Annotated in this window: 17 protein-coding genes; 14 read left to right on the top strand and 3 right to left on the bottom strand. The window is 60.1% G+C overall.

Translation table 11 applies throughout. The features are described from left to right. The first annotated feature begins 4 nt into the window (after nt 1–4). The 12 genes from hscA to der all read left to right on the top strand — a co-directional run bounded on the left by hscA (nt 5) and on the right by der (nt 11,867). Nucleotides 5–1,867 carry a Fe-S protein assembly chaperone HscA gene (gene hscA, locus NA645_RS06360; protein WP_256048060.1) on the top strand — a complete coding sequence of 621 codons (1,863 nt, stop codon included), beginning with the start codon at nt 5–7 and terminating at the stop codon, nt 1,865–1,867. 5 nt (nt 1,868–1,872) lie between these two features. Next, on the top strand, nt 1,873–2,211 hold the full coding sequence (gene fdx / locus NA645_RS06355; RefSeq protein WP_256048059.1) for an ISC system 2Fe-2S type ferredoxin: 339 nt from the start codon (nt 1,873–1,875) through the stop codon (nt 2,209–2,211). Nucleotides 2,212–2,225: 14 nt separating this feature from the next. Next, nucleotides 2,226–2,423: a Fe-S cluster assembly protein IscX gene (gene iscX / locus NA645_RS06350; protein WP_256048058.1), complete on the top strand. Its 198-nt coding sequence runs from the start codon at nt 2,226–2,228 to the stop codon at nt 2,421–2,423. Between the two features lie 232 nt (nt 2,424–2,655). Then, the gene (ndk, locus tag NA645_RS06345) at nt 2,656–3,087 is read left to right on the top strand and encodes a nucleoside-diphosphate kinase (protein ID WP_021209485.1); all 432 of its coding nucleotides are present in this window, start codon (nt 2,656–2,658) and stop codon (nt 3,085–3,087) included. A gap of 19 nt (nt 3,088–3,106) precedes the next feature. Beyond that, on the top strand, nt 3,107–4,255 hold the full coding sequence (gene rlmN / locus NA645_RS06340) for a 23S rRNA (adenine(2503)-C(2))-methyltransferase RlmN (protein ID WP_256048057.1): 1,149 nt from the start codon (nt 3,107–3,109) through the stop codon (nt 4,253–4,255). 16 nt (nt 4,256–4,271) lie between these two features. Continuing rightward, a complete protein-coding gene (gene pilW / locus NA645_RS06335) occupies nt 4,272–5,030 on the top strand; it encodes a type IV pilus biogenesis/stability protein PilW (protein WP_256048097.1) in 759 nt (252 codons plus the stop codon). After that, complete coding sequence (locus NA645_RS06330) at nt 5,027–6,031, top strand: RodZ domain-containing protein (RefSeq protein WP_256048056.1); 1,005 nt, start codon at nt 5,027–5,029, stop codon at nt 6,029–6,031. Before pilW ends, NA645_RS06330 begins: the two co-directional genes overlap by 4 nt. Nucleotides 6,032–6,033: 2 nt before the next feature. Next, a complete protein-coding gene (gene ispG / locus NA645_RS06325) occupies nt 6,034–7,146 on the top strand; it encodes a flavodoxin-dependent (E)-4-hydroxy-3-methylbut-2-enyl-diphosphate synthase (protein WP_256048055.1) in 1,113 nt (370 codons plus the stop codon). 13 nt (nt 7,147–7,159) lie between these two features. Beyond that, nucleotides 7,160–8,443, top strand: a complete 1,284-nt coding sequence (gene hisS / locus NA645_RS06320; protein WP_256048054.1) for a histidine--tRNA ligase — start codon at nt 7,160–7,162, stop codon at nt 8,441–8,443. 40 nt (nt 8,444–8,483) lie between these two features. Continuing rightward, nucleotides 8,484–9,125 (top strand): YfgM family protein, encoded by a 642-nt coding sequence (locus tag NA645_RS06315; protein WP_256048053.1) that lies wholly within the window; start codon nt 8,484–8,486, stop codon nt 9,123–9,125. Nucleotides 9,126–9,129: 4 nt separating this feature from the next. Further along, nucleotides 9,130–10,278 (top strand): outer membrane protein assembly factor BamB, encoded by a 1,149-nt coding sequence (gene bamB / locus NA645_RS06310; protein ID WP_256048052.1) that lies wholly within the window; start codon nt 9,130–9,132, stop codon nt 10,276–10,278. 107 nt (nt 10,279–10,385) lie between these two features. Beyond that, on the top strand, nt 10,386–11,867 hold the full coding sequence (gene der / locus NA645_RS06305) for a ribosome biogenesis GTPase Der (protein ID WP_256048051.1): 1,482 nt from the start codon (nt 10,386–10,388) through the stop codon (nt 11,865–11,867). 338 nt (nt 11,868–12,205) lie between these two features. Here the strand turns inward: der and cysE are convergent, their stop codons facing one another. Beyond that, nucleotides 12,206–12,997, bottom strand: coding sequence for a serine O-acetyltransferase (gene cysE, locus NA645_RS06300; RefSeq protein ID WP_256048050.1), 792 nt, complete (start codon nt 12,995–12,997; stop codon nt 12,206–12,208). A 181-nt stretch (nt 12,998–13,178) separates the two neighbouring features. On the opposite strand from cysE, the gene NA645_RS06295 reads away from it, so the two are divergent. Both NA645_RS06295 and NA645_RS06290 read left to right on the top strand, forming a co-directional pair. Continuing rightward, nucleotides 13,179–14,327, top strand: a complete 1,149-nt coding sequence (locus NA645_RS06295; RefSeq protein WP_256048049.1) for a pyridoxal phosphate-dependent aminotransferase — start codon at nt 13,179–13,181, stop codon at nt 14,325–14,327. Then, nucleotides 14,315–15,109, top strand: a complete 795-nt coding sequence (locus NA645_RS06290) for an amidohydrolase (protein WP_256048048.1) — start codon at nt 14,315–14,317, stop codon at nt 15,107–15,109. Before NA645_RS06295 ends, NA645_RS06290 begins: the two co-directional genes overlap by 13 nt. On the opposite strand, the gene NA645_RS06285 is transcribed toward NA645_RS06290, so the two are convergent. Further along, nucleotides 15,106–15,498, bottom strand: coding sequence for a DUF2784 domain-containing protein (locus NA645_RS06285; RefSeq protein WP_256048047.1), 393 nt, complete (start codon nt 15,496–15,498; stop codon nt 15,106–15,108). The two genes, NA645_RS06290 and NA645_RS06285, sit on opposite strands and share 4 nt — an antisense overlap. Nucleotides 15,499–15,730: 232 nt before the next feature. Continuing rightward, on the bottom strand, nt 15,731–16,462 hold the full coding sequence (locus NA645_RS06280) for an endonuclease (protein WP_256048046.1): 732 nt from the start codon (nt 16,460–16,462) through the stop codon (nt 15,731–15,733). Nucleotides 16,463–16,533: the final 71 nt, after the last annotated feature.

Raw genomic sequence — 16,533 nt, 5'->3', positions numbered from 1 at the left:
AGACATGGCCTTACTTCAGATAGCTGAACCCGGACAAAGCCCGCAGCCTCACCAGCGCCGCCTGGCGGTTGGTATCGATCTCGGAACTACCAATTCACTCGTCGCGGCCCTGCGCAGTGGCGTTACGGCGCCGCTGGCCGATGCCGACGGTGAGGTGATTCTGCCGTCCGCGGTGCGTTATCACGCTGATCGCGTTGAAGTGGGACGCGCTGCCAAAGGTGCAGCCGCCAGCGACCCGTTGAATACCGTTGTGTCGGTCAAGCGTCTGTTGGGTCGCGGTATCGGCGATGTGAAACAGCTGGGTGAGCAACTGCCTTATCGGTTCAGCGAAGGGCAATCGCAAATGCCTTTTATCGAGACGGTGCAGGGCGCAAAGAGTCCGGTTGAAGTTTCTGCCGAGATTCTGCGAGTTCTGCGCGAGCGTGCTGAAGCGGTGCTGGGTGGCGAACTGGTTGGTGCCGTGGTCACGGTTCCCGCGTATTTCGATGATGCGCAACGGCAAGCCACCAAGGACGCCGCGCGGCTGGCCAATCTCAATGTGCTGCGTTTGCTCAACGAACCGACCGCCGCAGCCGTTGCTTATGGTCTGGATCGCGAGGCCGAGGGCGTCGTAGCTATCTACGATCTGGGCGGTGGAACCTTCGATATATCCATTCTGCGCCTGACCAAAGGTGTGTTCGAGGTGCTGGCGACCGGGGGCGATACCGCACTTGGCGGCGATGACTTCGATCATGCTATTGCCGGCTGGATTCTCGCCCAGGCGGGGGCATCCGAGGATCTCGATCCAGGCGCGCAGCGGGCAGTATTAAAAATCGCCTGCGACACCAAGGAACGGCTCAGCGATGCCGAGTCCGTCGAGGTGCGTTATGGCGGTTGGCAGGGCGTTCTGACGCGCTCGACCTTCAACGAGCTCGTCGATCCGATGATTGCTCGCAGTCTCAAGTCCTGCCGGCGCGCGTTACGGGACTCGGCTGTCGAGTTGGAAGATGTCCATGCTGTAGTCATGGTCGGCGGCTCCACTCGAGTGCCGAGAGTCCGTGAACGGGTTGGCGAGATGTTCGGTCGAGACCCGCTGACCGATATCGATCCCGATCAGGTCGTTGCCATCGGCGCGGCGATCCAGGCCGAAACTCTTGCAGGCAACAATCGTGATGGAGAGGAGCTTTTGCTGCTCGACGTGATCCCGTTGTCTCTGGGGCTGGAGACCATGGGCGGTCTGATGGAGAAGATCATCCCGCGCAACACCACAATTCCGGTTGCACGCGCGCAGGAGTTCACCACCTACAGGGATGGTCAGTCGGCCATGATGATTCACGTGCTGCAGGGTGAGCGCGAGCTGATCGCCGACTGCCGCTCGCTGGCTCGCTTCGAGTTGCGTGGCATACCTTCGATGGTGGCGGGCGCGGCGAAAATTCGCGTTACCTTTCAGGTCGATGCCGACGGGCTGCTCAGTGTATCGGCTCGTGAATTGGCCTCCGGCGTCGAGTCGAGCATTCAGGTGAAGCCCTCGTATGGGCTGACCGATGGCGAAATCACCCGCATGCTGGAAGATTCTTTTAACAAGGCCGGCGAAGACAAGGCCGCTCGGGCGCTACGTGAACAGCTGGTCGATGCGCAGCGGCTGCTCGAGGCGGTCGACGCTGCCTTGGCTGCAGATGGCGACCGTCTGCTCAGCGATGAGGAGCGCGTCGCGATCGAATCGCAGATGCAGGCGCTGCGTGAGCTGCTTGATAGTCACGACGGCATTGCCATCGAGCGCCAAATCAAGCGCCTGAGCCAGATTACCGATGCCTTTGCCGCGCGCAGGCTAGATTCCACCGTCAAGGCTGCACTGGCTGGACGGCGGCTTAACGATATCGAGGAATGACCCAGATGCCGCAGATTGTTTTCCTGCCCCATGCTGACCACTGTCCGGAAGGGGCTGTGGTAGATGCGCAGCCCGGTGAAACGGTGCTCGATGCCGCGCTGCGAAACGGTATCGATATTGAGCATGCCTGTGAAAAATCCTGTGCATGTACCACCTGCCACGTTGTGATCCGTGAAGGATTTGCCTCGCTGGAAGCTTCCGATGAGCTGGAAGACGACATGCTGGACAAGGCCTGGGGGCTCGAGCCCAACTCTCGGCTGTCCTGTCAGGCAGCCGTTGCGGATGTCGATCTGGTGGTCGAGATTCCGAAGTACACCATCAATCAAGTTTCCGAAGGCCATTGAAGGCGAGGTGAACCATGGCGCTTAAATGGGCCGATGTGCTGGAGATCGCAATCGAACTGGCCGAATGCAAACCGGATGTGGATCCTCGCTATGTGAATTTCGTCGAGTTGCATCGTTGGGTGGTTGAGCTGCCAGATTTCTCGGACGATCCGAATCGTGGTGGCGAGAAGGTGCTCGAAGCCATACAGGCTGCCTGGATCGAAGAAATCTAGATCAGCGGCCAAGCTGCAAGCTTTTGGGTAAGGTAGGCTTCAGCCACACCGACAGGGCTCTGGTGGGCTGAAGCCCTCCCTACCGTGCTTGAGGCGTCCGTTTGGCATTCAAGCTTCCAGCGCTGTTATCGTCTTCCGCTCCTCCAGCCGCTCTTATATTTTCCTTCCCGACCCGCGTATAATTCGCGGGTTTACTCGTTTGCTTTAACCTGTCGATTTCTGGAGTTTTCAAATGGCCCTGCAACGCACTTTTTCCATCATCAAGCCTGACGCTGTCGCCAAGAACGTAATCGGTGAAATCACCTCCCGTTTTGAGAAGGCTGGTCTGCGCGTCGTCGCTTCGAAGATGGTCCAACTGTCCGAGCGTGAAGCTGGCGGTTTCTATGCCGAGCACAGCGAGCGTGGCTTCTTCAAGGATTTGGTTGCTTTTATGGTTTCCGGCCCTGTCATCGTGCAGGTGCTGGAAGGTGAAGACGCCATCGCCAAGAACCGTGAGCTGATGGGTGCCACCAACCCGAAGGAAGCCGCTCCGGGCACTATCCGCGCAGATTTCGCTGTCTCCATCGACGAGAACGCCGTTCACGGTTCTGACTCCGAAGCGTCCGCTGCTCGCGAAATCGCCTATTTCTTCTCCGCCACCGAAGTGTGTGCCCGCATTCGCTGATCAGGCGAAGGTGAATTCAATGACTGTTACGACCGGTAAAGTAAACCTGCTGGGGCTGACCCAGCCTCAGTTGGAAAGCTTCTTCGATTCAATTGGGGAGAAGCGCTTCCGTGCCGGTCAGGTCATGAAGTGGATTCACCACTTTGGCGTCGATGATTTCGACGCCATGAGCAATATCGGCAAGGCCCTGCGCGAAAAGCTCAAGGCCTCTGCCGAGATACGCGGCCCGGAAATCGTCAGCGAGGACATTTCCAGCGATGGCACCCGCAAGTGGGTGGTTCGCGTCGCCTCGGGCAGTTGTGTCGAAACCGTATACATTCCGCAGAACGGGCGGGGCACGCTGTGCGTCTCTTCGCAGGCTGGCTGCGCGCTGGATTGCAGTTTCTGCTCTACCGGCAAACAAGGTTTCAATAGCAATCTCACGGCCGCCGAGGTGATCGGTCAGGTGTGGATTGCTAACAAGTCGTTCGGCACCATACCGGCGAAAGCCGATCGCGCCATCACTAACGTGGTGATGATGGGCATGGGCGAGCCTTTGCTGAACTTCGACAACGTCGTCGCCGCCATGCAGATCATGATGGATGACCTGGGATATGGCATTTCCAAGCGCAAGGTGACGCTCTCGACATCTGGTGTCGTACCGATGATCGATGAACTCTCCAAAGTCATCGACGTGTCGCTGGCGCTGTCGCTGCATGCGCCGAACGATGCGCTGCGTGACCAGTTGGTGCCTATCAACAAGAAGTACCCATTGGAGATGCTGCTTGCTGCTTGCCAGCGCTATATCTCGAATCTGGGTGAGAAGCGCGTGCTCACCATCGAGTACACGCTTTTGCAAGGTGTCAACGATCAGCCCGAGCATGCCGAGCAAATGATCGCGTTGCTGGCGAAAATCCCCTGCAAGATCAATTTGATCCCTTTCAACCCCTTCCCGCATTCCGGATATGAGAGGCCGAGCAACAACGCCATCCGCCGTTTCCAGGACATCCTGCATAAAGCTGGGCACAATGTAACGGTGCGTACCACTCGCGGCGAAGATATCGATGCAGCCTGCGGCCAGCTGGTGGGTCAGGTGATGGATCGGACGCGTCGTAGCGAGCGTTATATCGCGGTGCGCGAGTTGCAATCCGAGCCAGTGACGGCGTCCGTTGCTTCCAACCGTTCCTGAGGAGGGGATATTGCTGATGACCGTGCGCGTTGCGCTGCTGCTTGTCTTTGCCGGCTTCATGGCTGGCTGTGTATCTTCCGGGACGGGTAATCCGTTGCAAACCTCTGAAGGGCGCAACGAAGCGCGAGATGCCTATATTCAGCTTGGCATCGGCTATTTGCAGCAAGGTGAAGGCTCGCGTGCCAAGACGCCGCTGCGTAAGGCGCTCGAGCTGGATCCAGGTAGTGCGGACGCCCATGCGGCGCTGGCTCTCGTATTTCAGAACGAGATGGAATACCCGTTGGCCGACGAGCATTACCGTAAGGCACTATCCAGCCGCAACGATGCACGTATCCTGAACAACTACGGCAGTTTCCTGTTCGAGCAGAAACGTTATCAAGAAGCCATGGAGCGTTTTGCGAAAGCGTCCGAGGATAACCTCTACCCCGAGCGCTCGCATGTCTTCCAGAACATGGGCATGACTGCGCTGAAGCTCGGCCAGCGCGAGCAGGCCGAAGCCTATTTCACCCGCGCTCTTCGCCTCGACAGCCGTCAGCCGCGGGCTCTTCTCGAACTTGCACTATTGGCCTACGAGGCCCAGCAGTACGTGCCGGCAAAACGTTATTACGACGGATTCAGTAGTCTTTCCGAGCAGAACGCCCGCAGTTTGCTGCTGGGTATTCGTCTGGCAAGGATTCATCAGGACCGGGATCAGGCAGCAAGCCTCGGCCTGCAACTCAAGCGCCTGTACCCAGGTACGCCTGAATATCAACAGTTTCTTTCGGAGCAACGATGATAGCGCCACATTCAGAAGCCGCTGCCCCGACACTGGCCAACCCAGGCGAGACGCTCCGCGCCGCGCGGGAAAGCAAGGACTGGTCGCTTTCTTCGGTGGCGAAGCAGCTCAATCTGTCGGAGCGCTCGCTCATCCAGATCGAGGCCGGTGATTTCAGTCAGCTGCCTGGCCATACTTTTGCGCGCGGCTACGTTCGGGCATATGCCAAGCTCCTGGGGCTGGATCAGGCTCTGTTAGTGCAGCAGTTCGATCAGCATACTGGTACGGATGCGAGTGGTAGCAGCGTCAACAGCCTGGGTCACATTGATCAGCCCGTGCGCTTGTCGCGCAGCATGGTGCGCTTCTTCACGTTTCTTCTGACGCTTGTAATTGGCGCCGGCGCTTTTTTCTGGTGGCAGGACCGATCGGCTCGTAACGAGTCCGGCCCATCGGTCACGGCACTGGAGCGGATCGAGGTCGAGGCGGCCGACGGTACCACTGAGATTCATTTGCTGGATCGAGCCGAGGATCCGGTTGAGCTTGCTATCGACGAGCCGACCGATTCAGTGCCGCCTACGGTGAGTGACCAAGGGCAAAGCTCTGAAACTGTAACCCTCGCGTCGGACCAGCAGCCGGCAGCCGAGATGCCTGCCGAAATGCCTATTGAAGCACCTGCGGAGCAAGGCGAGCCTGTTTCTTCCGCTGAAGTATCCGCGGCGCCTGCCCAATCAGCCGATGTTGCAGTGGCTCCAGTGGCCGAAGCGGAGTCGATCGTGCCGGGAGAAGGCCGCCTGACGCTTGAGTACACCGCTGACTGCTGGACCCGAGTAACCGATGCGAACGGCAAGGTACTTTACAGCGGGTTGGAAAAGGCTGGCAGCAGTCGCACTTTGGTTGGCGAGACCCCGCTGGACCTGCACCTGGGCTTTGCCTCCGGTGTGCAAGTCAGCTTCAACGGGGAAGCCGTCAATCTTTCTGGCAAAACGCGTGGCGAGACCGCGCGCCTCAAGCTCGGACAGTAATTATGCACAGTGAATCCCCCATCAAGCGCCGCCACACCCGAAAGATTTGGGTTGGCGGCGTACCGGTCGGTGGCGACGCGCCTATCGCCGTGCAGAGTATGACCAATACCGAAACCTGCGACGTCGACGCGACTGTCGCACAGATCCAGCGGCTGCAGGATGCGGGTGCGGACATCGTTCGGGTCTCCGTGCCCTCGATGGATGCGGCTGAGGCGTTCGGCAAGATCAAGCAGCGCGTCGGTTTGCCGCTGGTGGCCGACATCCATTTCGACTATCAGATTGCCCTGCGGGTCGCTGAGCTTGGCGTCGACTGCCTGCGCATCAACCCCGGCAACATCGGTCGGGAAGATCGTGTGCGGGCCGTGGTCGAAGCCGCACGCGACCGCGGAATCCCGATCCGCATTGGCGTTAATGCCGGGTCGCTGGAAAAAGACCTGCAGAAAAAATACGGGGAGCCGACACCCGAGGCGTTGGTGGAATCGGCTTTGCGCCATGTCGAGCACCTCGACCGGCTGAACTTCCCAGACTTCAAGGTCAGCGTAAAGGCTTCCGATGTGTTCATGGCCGTTGCCGCGTACCGGCTGCTGGCAGACAAGATCCAGCAGCCGTTGCACCTGGGCATCACTGAAGCAGGTGGCTTGCGCTCCGGGACGGTGAAGTCTGCGGTAGGGCTGGGCATGCTGCTGGCCGAAGGCATCGGCGACACCATCCGTATTTCGCTTGCGGCCGACCCGGTGGAAGAAATCAAGGTCGGTTTCGATATCCTCAAATCGTTACGTCTGCGCTCGCGTGGCATCAACTTCATCGCCTGCCCGAGCTGCTCGCGGCAGAACTTCGATGTGGTCAAGACCATGAACGAACTCGAAGGGCGGTTGGACGATTTGCTGGTGCCGATGGACGTGGCGGTGATCGGTTGCGTCGTGAACGGTCCCGGAGAAGCCAAGGAAGCGCATATCGGTCTGACCGGCGGCACGCCCAACAACCTCATCTATATCGACGGCAAGCCGGCGCAGAAGCTGAACAACGAAAATCTGGTCGACGAGTTGGAACAGCTGATTCGTCGCAAGGCCAGCGAGAAGGCCGAGGCCGACGCCGCTCTGATTGTGCGTGGCTGATTAAGGAACCGAATTGAGCAAGTCCCTGCAAGCCATTCGTGGCATGAACGATATTCTGCCGGCGCAGACGCCGGTGTGGCGCTATCTGGAATCGACCTTTGCGCGTCTGCTCGACAGCTATGGTTACAGCGAGATCCGCCTGCCCATCCTCGAGTTCACCGACCTGTTCGCCCGCGGCATCGGCGAGGGAACCGATGTGGTCGATAAGGAGATGTACACCTTCCTCGATCGTAACGAAGAGTCGCTGACCCTGCGCCCCGAGGGCACGGCCGGCTGCGTCCGCGCCGTGCTCGAACATGGCATGACCGGTGGCGGTCAGGTGCAGAAACTCTGGTATGCCGGTCCGATGTTCCGTTACGAGAAGCCGCAGAAGGGCCGCTATCGTCAGTTCCACCAGATTGGCGTGGAGGTGTTCAATCAGCCCGGCCCCGACGTCGATGCCGAATTGATCGTGCTCACGGCCCGGTTGTGGAAGAAGCTCGGCATGTCAGATGCGGTCACGCTGCAGCTGAACAGCCTGGGCTCCAGCGAGGCGCGCGCAACCTATCGAGATGCCCTTGTCGCTTATCTGCAGCAGCATTTCGAACAGCTAGACGAAGACAGCCAGCGCCGCTTGACCAGTAATCCCTTGCGCATTCTGGATAGCAAGAACGCTCAGACTCAGGCTTTGCTGGCTGATGCGCCGACATTGCATGACTACCTGGACGACGAGTCGCGTATTCATTTCGAAGGGCTCAAGGCCCGCCTCGAAGCGGCAGGAATCGCCTATGAGATCAATCCGAAGCTTGTCCGCGGCCTGGATTACTACGGCCGCACCGTATTCGAGTGGGTGACCGAAAAACTGGGGTCGCAAGGCACGGTGTGTGCGGGTGGCCGCTACGACGGCTTGGTCAGCCAGTTTGGCGGTAAGCCAACGCCGGGCGTGGGCTTTGCAATGGGTATCGAGCGCCTGGTGCTGCTGCTGGAAACGCTTGAGCTGGTCCCGGAAGAGCTCAACCAGCCGGCGCACGCATTCATCTGTGCGTTCGGCGGGCCGGCGGAGCTTGCGGCACTGACCCTGGCCGAACGCCTTCGTGACGCCTTGCCTGGTCTTCGTCTGCTGGTCAACGCCGGCGGCGGCAGCTTCAAAAGTCAGTTCAAGAAAGCTGACAAGAGCGGGGCACGTTTCGCGCTGATTCTGGGTGACGACGAACTGGCCGCGCGCGTGGTAGGTTGCAAGCCGCTGCGCGACGACAGCGAACAACAAAGTATTGCCTGGGATGCTCTACCCGAGCGTCTGGCTGCCTGTCTGGATTGATCGGACAGGTCTGAATTCAGCGATTGAAAGGAGTGACGGTGTGACCTCGGGTACCGAAGAAGAACAGCTGGCGCAAATCAAGGACTGGTGGCAGCGTAACGGCAAGCCTTTGCTATTGGGGGGCATACTCGCGCTGGTGCTGGTGTTTGGTTGGCAGTTCTGGCAAAAGCATCAACTCAATCAGGCGCATAACGCCTCGGCCGTCTATCAACAGTTGCTTAATGCCGCGCTGAATGAGGGTGCGGTGGATACCGCCGAAGTGTCGCGCCTGGGCAATCTGCTGCAGAAAGAATTTGCCGGCACGCAGTACGCGCAGTACGGCAGCCTCTTCGTAGCCAAAGTGGCGGTGGAGTCGGGCCGTCTCGATGAAGCCGCAACAGAGTTGCGGAGCGTGTTGGATAAGCCCGCCGACAAGACGCTCGAAGAACTGGCCCGCCAGCGCCTCGCTCGTATTCTGGCCGCGCAGGATAAGGCTGAAGAAGGGCTCGCATTGCTGCAAGGTGAGGCTCTCGAAGCATTCGCTGCCAGTCGTGAAGAGTTGCGAGGCGATCTGCTGGTCAGGCTGGGGCGGTATGACGAAGCCCACGCTGCCTATACCAAGGCCAAAGAAGTGCTGTCACAAGACGCCGCAATCGGCGGTCTGCAGCTGAAACTGGACGACCTGGCTCGTGGAGAGGCATGAATTGATGCGTTGGAAAACTGCCGCACTGCTGACCCTGGCCGTCCTGGCTGCTGGTTGCAGCAGCAATGACAAGAAAGAACCCGAACCCGCCGAGTTGGTCAAGTTCGATGCCGAGATCGAGCTGAGCAAGCAATGGAATCGTTCGATCGGTGAAGGCCAGGGTGAGACCTACAACCTGCTAACACCTGTCGTCTACGGTGATGAGATATTCGCCGCTGATGTCGAAGGGCTCGTCGTAGCGATGGATCGCATGACCGGCAAGGTCAACTGGAAAAGTGATCTGGAGATGCCCATATCCGGCGCGGTGGGTGCCGGTTACGGCTTGGTGCTGGTTGGCACCCTGCGTGGCGAAGTCCTGGCGCTCGATGTCTCGACCGGAGAAGAGCGTTGGCGCAGTCGGGTTAGCAGCGAGATTCTCGCCGCACCTGCCGTCAATGGTGACGTGGTGGTCGTTCAGACTCAGGATGACCGCGTCATCGCGTTGGATATCGACACCGGCGAGCAGCGTTGGAGCTACGAAAGCACCCCGGCGGTGCTGACTCTTCGCGGTACCGGCGCTCCGCTACTGACCAATGAACTGGCCATTGCCGGGCTTTCCAGCGGCAAAGTTGTGGCGCTGGATACTCGTCGTGGTCTGCCTGTCTGGGAGCAGCGTGTCGCTATTCCGCAAGGCCGCTCCGAACTCGAGCGCGTCGTCGATATCGACGGCGGTCTGCTGCTTTCAGGCGAAACCTTGTATGTCGCCTCCTTCCAGGGACGCGTCGCTGCGCTGGATCTACAAAGCGGCCGCATTCTCTGGCAGCGGGATGCCTCCACCTCGTCCGGTGTGGCGATGGGCTACGGTAGCGTCTATCTCAGTCAGGCTGATGGCTCGGTTATCGGAATCGATGAGCGTTCGACTACGGTGCTCTGGACGAACGACGAGCTCGCCCGCCGCCAGCTATCCGCGCCAACCGTGTTTTCCAGCTATGTGGTGGTCGGCGACAAGGAAGGTTATCTGCATTTCCTGAGTCAGGTCGATGGTCGCTTCGTGGCACGTACTCGCATCGATAGCGATGGCGTGCGTGCGCGGCCTGTTGTCGAGGGTGACTGGCTGTATGCCTACGGCAATGGCGGGAAGCTGGTCGCGTTGACCATTCGCCAGGCGGATTGACCGTCCCGGTCATTCGTCTGCTGTTCCGCCTGGGCGGAACGCTTAATATTCGGCCGCTGCCTTGCAGCGGCCTTCGTGTTTTCTGAAATATCGCAGTGGAGAGCCGTATGGTTCCCGTAATCGCCCTGGTGGGCCGTCCGAACGTCGGTAAATCCACCCTTTTCAATCGCCTGACCAAAAGCCGTGACGCCATCGTCGCGGAGTACGCCGGTCTGACCCGAGATCGCCAGTACGGCGAGGCCAAATGGCAGGGCCGCACCTATATCGTTATCGATACCGGTGGTCTGACCGGGGATGAAGAAGGCATCGATGCCAAGATGGCCGAGCAGTCGCTGCAAGCCATGGAGGAAGCTGATGCGGTGATGTTCATGGTCGACGCGCGCGCCGGCATGACACCGGGCGACCAGATGATCGCCGAGCATCTGCGCAGGATGAATAAGCGCCACTTCTTGGTGGTGAACAAGGTCGACAGCATCGATCCGGACATCGCACGGGCCGAATTCAGCCCGTTGGGCCTCGGCGATGCGCTGCCGATCGCAGCCGCCCATGGCCGTGGTATCAGTCATATGCTGGAACAGGCGCTCGGTGCGTTTCCGAAGGACAACGCAGAAGAAGCCGAAGGCGACGAGGGTGAGGGCGAGACGGTTGCCGAGGGCGAGGAGCTCAAGCGTATTCCGGGGCCGAGCGAAAAGGATGGCATCAAGATCGCCATCATCGGGCGCCCCAATGTCGGCAAATCGACGCTGGTCAACCGCATGCTTGGCGAAGATCGGGTCATCGTCTACGACCAGGCCGGCACCACCCGCGACAGCATCTACATTCCCTTCGAGCGTGGCGAGGAGAAGTACACCCTGATCGACACCGCAGGCGTGCGGCGTCGCGGCAAGATCTTCGAGGCGGTGGAGAAATTCTCCGTGGTCAAGACACTGCAGGCGATCCAGGATGCCAACGTGGTGATCTTCGTCATGGATGCGCGCGAAGGCGTGGTCGAGCATGACCTCAACCTGCTCGGCTTCGTGCTGGACAGCGGCCGGGCACTGGTCATCGCGCTGAACAAGTGGGACGGTATGGAGCCCGGCGAGAAGGATTACGTGAAGAAGGAGCTGGAGCGACGGCTGTTCTTCGTCGAGTTCGCCGATATCCATTTCATTTCGGCCAAGCACGGCACTGGCGTCGGCAATCTGTACAAGTCCGTGCAGGCCTCGTTCACCTCGGCCGTTACGCGCTGGCCGACCAGCCGCCTGACCCAGATTCTCGAAGATGCCGTGCGCGAGCATGCGCCGCCAATGGTCGCTGGCCGTCGCATCAAGCTGCGCTATGCCCACTTGGGGGGCGCCAACCCGCCGCTGATCGTGATCCATGGCAACCAGGTCGACGCGATACCCAAGTCCTACACGCGCTATCTGGAGAACACCTACCGACGTGTCCTGAAGCTGGTCGGTACGCCGATCCGCATCGAGTACAAGGGCGGTGAAAACCCGTTCGAGGGCAAGAAGAACACTCTTACCGATCGTCAGGTAAACAAGAAGCGCCGCCTCATGTCGCACCACAAGAAGGCCGAGAAGAAGCGTCGGGACAAGAAGCGCTGAGTCCATAGGGTCTGTTGCCGTTTCGTCGCGAGCCGCGTTGCTGCGCCAATCTCACCAGGCCGGGCGGCGCTCCGCCAGGCGCGGGACGCAGGTAATGGCCTGGGCCGGCCGCGTCGTTCCCCAACGCCGCCTGGCGAGATTTGCCGCGCAACCCTTCGGGCCGGGCCTGTTTTTGCGCGATGCGGCGTTTCTTGACGCTCATTTGGAACAACCAAACGTCGCTTCTCGTGCGATCTCCATGGATGGAGTGAATGCCGCAAGCCCGCCGGGAGCGGGCGCGGCCTTGCCTCGCGTAAAAACAGGCTCCGGCGCGGCCGCGCACGAAATGGCAACAGACCCTAGCCCTCGTCGAACGACTGGTCCATATCCAGGGCTGGTCGTGCGTGCCTCGGTTTGCCAACCTGGTGAGCCGGGTTGCCCACCACGGTTGTGTGGGGCGCAACGGGATGCAGCACGATGCTGCCCGCGCCGATCTTGGCGCCTTCGCCAATTTCAATGTTGCCCAGGATCTTAGCGCCCGCGCCGATCAGCACTCCGCTGCGCACCTTCGGATGACGGTCGCCGCTTTCCTTGCCGGTGCCGCCCAGCGTCACACCTTGCAGGATCGAAACATCGTCGCCCACCTCGGCCGTTTCGCCGATGACGATTCCCGTACCGTGGTCGAGCATGATTCCGCTGCCCAGCCGGCTGGCCGGATTGATGTCGATGCCCAGACGTTCATTGCAGCGTGCCTGGATGAACATCGCCAACATTCGCTCACCCTGTTGATGCAGCCGATGCCCGATACGGTAGGCCTGTAGGGAAAGGAATCCCTTGGAAAACAGGAGCACTTCCAGCGCGGTGTCGAACGCAGGATCGCGACTGACGATCGCCTGCAGGTCGCGCCAGGCCAAATCGGCCAGCAGCGGAGTCGCTCGATGCTCGCTGGCGAAGCGGTCGAACAGCGCATTCGCTTGTTCCGACGTATCTGCCAGCGTGCGGCTGACGCGATAGGCGAGTGCGCAGCCGAAATCCGGATGGTCGAGCACGACCTGCTGAACAATGCTTTCCAGGATCGGCTCCTTCCTAAGCGCCCGTTCGGCCTGGTCGCGCAGGTCGTTCCAGGAATGGCTGGCAGGTTGGATAGGCATAGCGGACTCCTTGGTGAGTATCAGCAGGCAACGGGCGCTGTGGGGCTGGCGTTGCGCGCGGTCGCACCAACTGTACAGCCGAGGTTGTCATTCTGGACACCCTCGTCTCGAGCGGCCTTGATCGGCTATGCTGTTTCCCCCTGTCGAAGCCCCCGTACGGCAGGCCTGTTGGAAGCCCGTCATGCTCATCAGTAAATTGCCCAATGTCGGCACTACCATCTTCACCACCATGTCGCAGCTTGCGGCTCAGACCGGTGCGCTGAATCTGTCTCAAGGTTTCCCGGACTTCGACGGACCCGATGCGTTGCGCGATGCGGTGGCCCGTCACGTGATGGGCGGACATAACCAGTACGCACCGATGACCGGTTTGCCGGCATTACGCGAGCAGGTGGCGTTGAAAATCGCACGTCTGTACGGACGGCAGGTGAGCGCCGATAGCGAAGTCACCATTACGCCGGGCGCGACCCAGGCGATCTTTTGCGCTATTCACGCGGTGGTGCGCCCGGGCGACGAAGTCATCGTTTTCGATCCCTGCTACGACAGCTACGAGCCGGCAGTGGAACTGGCCGGTGGCATCTGCATTCATCAGCCGCTGAGCCTGCCAGAGTTCACCATCGATTGGCAGAAGTTGGCCGATACGATCACGCCACGCACCCGCATGATCGTGCTGAATACGCCGCACAATCCGAGCGGCGCGCTGATCGAAGCCGCAGATCTGGACCGTCTGGCCGAGTTGATGCGCGACAGGGATATCTATCTGCTCAGCGATGAGGTCTATGAGCATCTGGTATTCGATGGCCGCGAGCACGCCAGTGTGCTGCGCCATGAAGAGCTGTATCAGCGCGCGTTCGTCGTCAGCTCCTTCGGCAAGACCTACCACGTCACCGGCTGGAAGACTGGCTATGTAGTGGCGCCAGCCGCATTGAGCGCCGAACTACGCAAGGTGCATCAATACGTCAGCTTTACCGGCGTCACGCCGCTGCAATGGGCATTAGCCGACTTCATGGCCGCGCATCCTGAACACCTGAGTGAGCTGCCAGCCTTCTACCAGGCAAAGCGCGATCTGTTCTGCGATCTGCTGGCCGGGTCGCGGTTCAGCTTCACTCGTGCGGCGGGCACTTATTTCCAGTTGGTCGACTATTCGGCGATTCGTCCGGATCTCGACGACGTCGCCATGGCCGAGTGGCTCACGCGTGAACATGGCGTGGCGAGCATCCCGATTTCGGTTTTTTACCAGACGCCTCCTGCCCAATCGCGGCTGGTCCGCTTCTGCTTCGCCAAACGAGAGGAGACGCTGCGCCAGGCAGCCGAACGACTATGCGCGATCTGAACGACTTGCCCAATCTCGAACTGGCGCTGATCCAGACCACACTCGTCTGGCAGGACGCCAGCGCCAATCGTGCGCGCTTCGATGAGTTGCTGGAGCAGGCGCGCGGTGCCGATCTGATCGTATTGCCGGAAATGTTCACCACGGCCTTTTCGATGAATTCATCGGAGCTGGCCGAGCCGGAAGAAGGGCCGACCTACACCTGGCTGCGAGAGCGGGCGGCACGTATGGACGCGGTGATCACCGGTAGCGTCATCATCGAGGCTGCGGACGGCAGTCACCGCAACCGTCTGCTCTGGGCGCGACCGAACGGCGAAATATCGCACTACGACAAACGCCATCTGTTCCGCATGGCCGGCGAGCACAAGCATTACACCGCTGGCGACCAGCAGGCGCTATTCGAGCTCAATGGTTGGCGTGTGCGGCCCTTGATCTGCTACGACCTGCGCTTCCCCGTGTGGAGCCGTGATCCTCACGACACCGATTTGCTGCTGTATACGGCCAACTGGCCCGCTGCGCGCCGCAATGCCTGGAATCGGCTGCTTCCGGCTCGTGCCATCGAGAATCTTTGCTACGTCGCGGCGGTGAATCGTGTTGGAAAAGACGGCAATGGTTATCCGTACAGCGGCGACAGCCAAGTGCTGGATTATCTAGGCGATCCGGTGCTGGAGGCGGGTGACTCCGATGGCGTATTCCGTACGACATTGCGCGCACGAGATCTGGCGGTGTTCCGAGAGAAATTCCCTGCGTATCACGACGGCGACGTGTTCGAATTGAAGTTCTAGCAGCGCGGGCCCGGCGTCTTCGTGGTGCTGCGCCGCCAGCGCGCCACCAACCAGCCATAGATCAGCACATTGGCCAGCACCACCACGGCAGCTAGTAGGTATTGCACGGGTACGCTCAACCAATCCGAGTAGATCAACGGCAGCAAATAATGCTCTACGAAGCTCGCCTCATACCCGGCACTGCCCGCTAGCCGCCGCAGCAGATTCTCCCAATGGGTCAAAGGGCAGTGGCCGCCCGTCAGCTCTACGAAAATGCCCCACGCGACAGCCGGCAAATGCAGCACCAGGAAGCCGCGCTTCCAGGCGACCAGCAGGCCTCCCAACAACACGAAGATGATGAAACCCAGGTGCAGAAGCAACACTGCATCGGCGCCGAGTCGATAAAGCATGACGTTTATCCAGCCGTTTTCGGACGTTTGAGGCACGCAGTCTGAGGCGCCGTGCACGGAACCGGCGGCAGCGCACCGAGCCGCGCCGGTCGAACAAGGCTAGAGAATGCGGTGCCCGCGTGGCGGCGCGCAATATGCGTGCTGTTTGCTTCAGCGAAGCATAACGCTTGCTACCGAGCTAACAGAGCTAACAGAGCTAACCGAGCTTCCGGCTAACGCACGCCGCGCTGATCTAGCCTCGTTTGCCGCCTACCGTTGCCGAGCGAGAATTCGACTTCGCGCAGCGACGTAGGTCGACAGTGCCGACATAGCGATTAGCATTGCCCTGTACACACGCGACGCTGTTGTTACGCCATCGCTCCCACTCGCTCACCGGGTACTGGCGATTCCATATGTCGAAGAGGCGCCGGTCCTGTTTCGACAGACGCAGACCGTAGCGTTCACTCATATAGAGATAGGTTCTGGCGATGGTGCCACGGCTATAGTCCGGCGGCATCGCGGTGCGTTGCTTGAAATTAACTACGAACCGGCACGCGCCGTACTGGGTCGGCTTCTCGCTGAGCATGCCGAAGCCGTAGTTGCTGCGGTCTCCATTGACCTCGCCGACCACCGGGACCAGGTTATGCAGATCGGCTTCGGCCTTGCTGAATACCGGGTCGCTCGAAGTGCAGCGCTTGCGACCGCCCTGTTGCCAGCATTGGCGCTGATGACCGATCACCCAGGCGGGAACGATGTGCTCCCATTCCACGCGTGCAGCGCGCTTGGGTTGTTTACGCGGGACGTAACCGCAGCTGGCGAGATCGATCCGCTTGCCCTTGAAGGCACAGTGGCAATAGAAATCTACCGGCCGCTCGGCGTAGATGTGCCAGGCCAGCTTCTTCGCTTCGCGGAAGGTGCGCGGCGCTTCGGCCTGAACGTTGGATGAGCAAAACAGGACGAGCAGGAACAGGCTGAAACGGCGCATGGATATCTCGACGACTGGCTGAGAAATGCATCCATGCGGGGCGCCGCATCTTACCGATATGTCAGATAGAA

It is taken from the genome of Stutzerimonas stutzeri (assembly GCF_024448955.1).
GTDB lineage: Bacteria > Pseudomonadota > Gammaproteobacteria > Pseudomonadales > Pseudomonadaceae > Stutzerimonas > Stutzerimonas stutzeri_AQ.
The sequence above is the reverse complement of the archived record's forward strand: the minus strand, read 5'-3'. Positions and strand labels throughout refer to the sequence as shown.

Excerpts from the sequence above, each read along its gene's own strand:
- cysE (WP_256048050.1), bottom strand. The coding sequence starts at position 12,997 with ATGCCTATCCAACCTGCCAGCCATTCCTGGAACGACCTGCGCGACCAG.
- bamB (WP_256048052.1), top strand. The coding sequence starts at position 9,130 with ATGCGTTGGAAAACTGCCGCACTGCTGACCCTGGCCGTCCTGGCTGCT.
- NA645_RS06290 (WP_256048048.1), top strand. The coding sequence starts at position 14,315 with ATGCGCGATCTGAACGACTTGCCCAATCTCGAACTGGCGCTGATCCAG.
- iscX (WP_256048058.1), top strand. The coding sequence starts at position 2,226 with ATGGCGCTTAAATGGGCCGATGTGCTGGAGATCGCAATCGAACTGGCC.
- rlmN (WP_256048057.1), top strand. The coding sequence starts at position 3,107 with ATGACTGTTACGACCGGTAAAGTAAACCTGCTGGGGCTGACCCAGCCT.
- NA645_RS06280 (WP_256048046.1), bottom strand. The coding sequence starts at position 16,462 with ATGCGCCGTTTCAGCCTGTTCCTGCTCGTCCTGTTTTGCTCATCCAAC.
- NA645_RS06295 (WP_256048049.1), top strand. The coding sequence starts at position 13,179 with ATGCTCATCAGTAAATTGCCCAATGTCGGCACTACCATCTTCACCACC.
- hscA (WP_256048060.1), top strand. The coding sequence starts at position 5 with ATGGCCTTACTTCAGATAGCTGAACCCGGACAAAGCCCGCAGCCTCAC.
- pilW (WP_256048097.1), top strand. The coding sequence starts at position 4,272 with ATGACCGTGCGCGTTGCGCTGCTGCTTGTCTTTGCCGGCTTCATGGCT.
- fdx (WP_256048059.1), top strand. The coding sequence starts at position 1,873 with ATGCCGCAGATTGTTTTCCTGCCCCATGCTGACCACTGTCCGGAAGGG.
- der (WP_256048051.1), top strand. The coding sequence starts at position 10,386 with ATGGTTCCCGTAATCGCCCTGGTGGGCCGTCCGAACGTCGGTAAATCC.
- ndk (WP_021209485.1), top strand. The coding sequence starts at position 2,656 with ATGGCCCTGCAACGCACTTTTTCCATCATCAAGCCTGACGCTGTCGCC.
- NA645_RS06330 (WP_256048056.1), top strand. The coding sequence starts at position 5,027 with ATGATAGCGCCACATTCAGAAGCCGCTGCCCCGACACTGGCCAACCCA.
- NA645_RS06285 (WP_256048047.1), bottom strand. The coding sequence starts at position 15,498 with ATGCTTTATCGACTCGGCGCCGATGCAGTGTTGCTTCTGCACCTGGGT.
- ispG (WP_256048055.1), top strand. The coding sequence starts at position 6,034 with ATGCACAGTGAATCCCCCATCAAGCGCCGCCACACCCGAAAGATTTGG.